This is a genomic window from Immundisolibacter sp., from assembly GCF_028696615.1.
In the GTDB taxonomy this organism is placed as follows: Bacteria; Pseudomonadota; Gammaproteobacteria; order Immundisolibacterales; family Immundisolibacteraceae; genus Immundisolibacter.
Genome location: NZ_JAQVGQ010000319.1, coordinates 1 through 2554 on the forward strand (window position 1 = coordinate 1; position 2554 = coordinate 2554).

The following is a 2554-nucleotide window of genomic DNA, read 5'->3' on the forward strand; positions in this document are numbered from 1 at the left end:
CGCCGCCGCCGGCCTGCCGCACGGCGGCGGCAAATCCGTGCTGCGCGCCGACCCGCACCTGCCAGCGGCGGACAAGGAGCGTCTGATCCGCGCCTTCGCCGCCGCGCTGCGCCACGAGCAGGCCTATATCGTCGGCCCCGACATGGGTACCGACGAGACCTGCATGGCCTGGGTCAAGGACGAGATCGGCCGCGCCGTGGGCCTGCCGGCGGCGCTCGGCGGCATTCCGCTGGATGAGATCGGCGCCACCGGCTGGGGTGTGTGCCATGCCACGCAGGTGGCGCTGGCCACGCTCGGACGGCCGCTCGAAGGCGCGCGCATCGTCGTGCAGGGCTTCGGTGCCGTCGGCCGGCATGCGGCGCGTTTTCTGGTGGCGCGCGGCGCGCGGGTGGTGGCGGCCGCAGATTCCGCCGGTGGCGTGCACGATCCGGCCGGGCTGGACGTGCAGCGTCTGTGCGCCATCAAGGACGCTGGCGGCAGCGTGACCAGCTACCCGGGCGCCGAGCGCATCGATGCCGGGCAGCTCATCGGTGTCGACTGCGAGGTGTGGATTCCGGCCGCGCGGCCGGACGTGCTGCACGCCGGCAACGTCGACCGTCTGCGCGCCGCGGTGGTGGTGGAAGGCGCCAACATCCCGGCCAGCGCCGAGGCCGAGCGCAGCCTGCACGCCCGCGGCGTGTGCGTGGTGCCGGATTTCATCGCCAACGCCGGCGGCGTGATCTGCGCCGCGCTCGAGCTGCAAGGCGCCACACCGGGCGCCGCGCTGGCGGTGGTCGAGGAGCGCATCACCGCCAACACCACTGCCGTGCTGGAACGCGCCCGCGCCGCCGGCTGCCCGCCGCGGCAGGCTGCCGAGGCGCTGGCACTCGAGCGCGTGCGCAGCGCCATGCACACCCGCCGCTGGGGGCTGTACTGAGAGCTTGTGAATTTTTCAAGCTCCGAGGCCGGCCAGGGATGGCCGGACGCGAATCGAGCCCGTAAGGGCTTGATTCGCGGGAGCCCGTCCGGGCGTGTACCGGACGGGCGACGCAAGAAATGCGCAGGACGCGCATTTCTTCACAAACCCTGAGAGCTTGTGAATTTTTCAAGCGCTCAGGCCGGCCAGGGATGGCCGGACGCGAATCGAGCCCGTAAGGGCTTGATTCGCGTGAGCCCGTCCGGGCGTGTACCGGACGGGCGACGCAAGAAATGCGCAGGACGCGCATTTCTTCACAAACCCTGAGGCGCGACCGGCAGGCGGTACGATGGAGCGGCGGACCGCATCCGCCACCATCGACAATCCAGCCAGAGGAGCCCCCCGATGAGTGCCGTATCCGCCCCCGGTTTCGTCGACGTGATCCGCGCCCGCCAGCCGCAGGTGGGCGACGCGGTGGCGCAGTTGTTCGCCGCCGCCTTCGCGCCCGGCGAGCTGCCGCTGAAGATCAAGCTGCTGATCGCGCTTGCCATCGACGCCGCCGGCCGCCACCCCAACGGCTGCCTGCACATCGCCGACATGGCGCGCGAGGCCGGCGCCACCGAGCGCGAGCTCGACGAGACGCTGGCCGTGATCGCCGCGCTGTGCGGAACCGGCGGTCTCGCGACGGCCTCCGGTGTGTTCCCGCAGCTGCGCGGCGCCGGTTTTGGCGGCGTGTGAAGGGCGAGGACACAGCCATGAGCGACGCCGTCACGCCGTTCAGCATCCACGTCGACGACGCCGTCATCGCCGCCCTGCACCGGCGGCTCGATCACACGCGCTGGCCGGAGCGCGAAACCGTCGACGACTGGTCGCAGGGTACGCCGCTGGCCTATGTGCAGGAGGTGTGCCGCTACTGGCGCGAACAGTACGACTGGCGCGAGCGCGAGCGGCGCCTGAACCGCTTCCCGCAGTTCCTGACCACGCTCGACGGGCTGCCGATCCACTTCATCCACCAGCGCTCGCCGCACCCGCGGGCGCTGCCGCTGCTGATCACGCACGGCTGGCCGGGGTCGGTGGTGGAGTTTCACAAGGTGATCGGGCCGCTGGTCGATCCCGTGGCGCACGGCGGCCGCGCCGAGGACGCGTTTCACGTGATCTGCCCGACGCTGCCGGGCTATGGCTTCTCGGGCAAGCCGACGCGGCCCGGTTGGGGCGTCGGCCGCATCGCCGAGGCCTGGGACCGCCTCATGCTGCGCCTGGGTTATGACCGCTACGTGGCGCAGGGCGGCGACTGGGGCGCGGCCATCACGGCCATGATCGGCCAGCAGAACCGCGGCCACTGCGCCGCCATCCACGTGAACATGCCGATCGTGGAGCCGGACCCGGCCACCATGAACGACCTCACGCCGCTCGAACAGGGCGCGCTGGAGGCATTCCGCTACTACACCGAGCAGGACTCGGGTTACTCGAAACAGCAGAGCACGCGCCCGCAGACGCTGGGCTACGGTCTTACCGATTCACCGGCCGGGCAGGCGGCGTGGATCCTCGAAAAATTCCGCGCCTGGACCGACTGCGACGGCCACCCGGAAAACGCGCTGACGCGCGACGAGATGCTCGACGACATCATGCTGTACTGGTGCACGGCCAGCGCCGCGTCGT

The 2554-nt window shown here is 71.1% G+C and carries 3 protein-coding genes; all 3 read left to right on the plus strand.

Going from position 1 to position 2554, the window contains the following annotated elements; all coding sequences use genetic code 11:
* Positions 1-916: Glu/Leu/Phe/Val dehydrogenase dimerization domain-containing protein (locus tag PHC73_RS13800; RefSeq protein ID WP_300129406.1), on the plus strand; the 916-nt coding region annotated here is incomplete at its 5' end.
* Between the two features lie 384 nt (positions 917-1300).
* Positions 1301-1633 carry a carboxymuconolactone decarboxylase family protein gene (locus PHC73_RS13805; protein WP_300129408.1) on the plus strand — a complete coding sequence of 111 codons (333 nt, stop codon included), beginning with the start codon at positions 1301-1303 and terminating at the stop codon, positions 1631-1633.
* 17 nt (positions 1634-1650) lie between these two features.
* Positions 1651-2554, plus strand: a 904-nt coding sequence (locus PHC73_RS13810; RefSeq protein ID WP_300129410.1) for an epoxide hydrolase family protein, incomplete at its 3' end; no start/stop codon positions are given.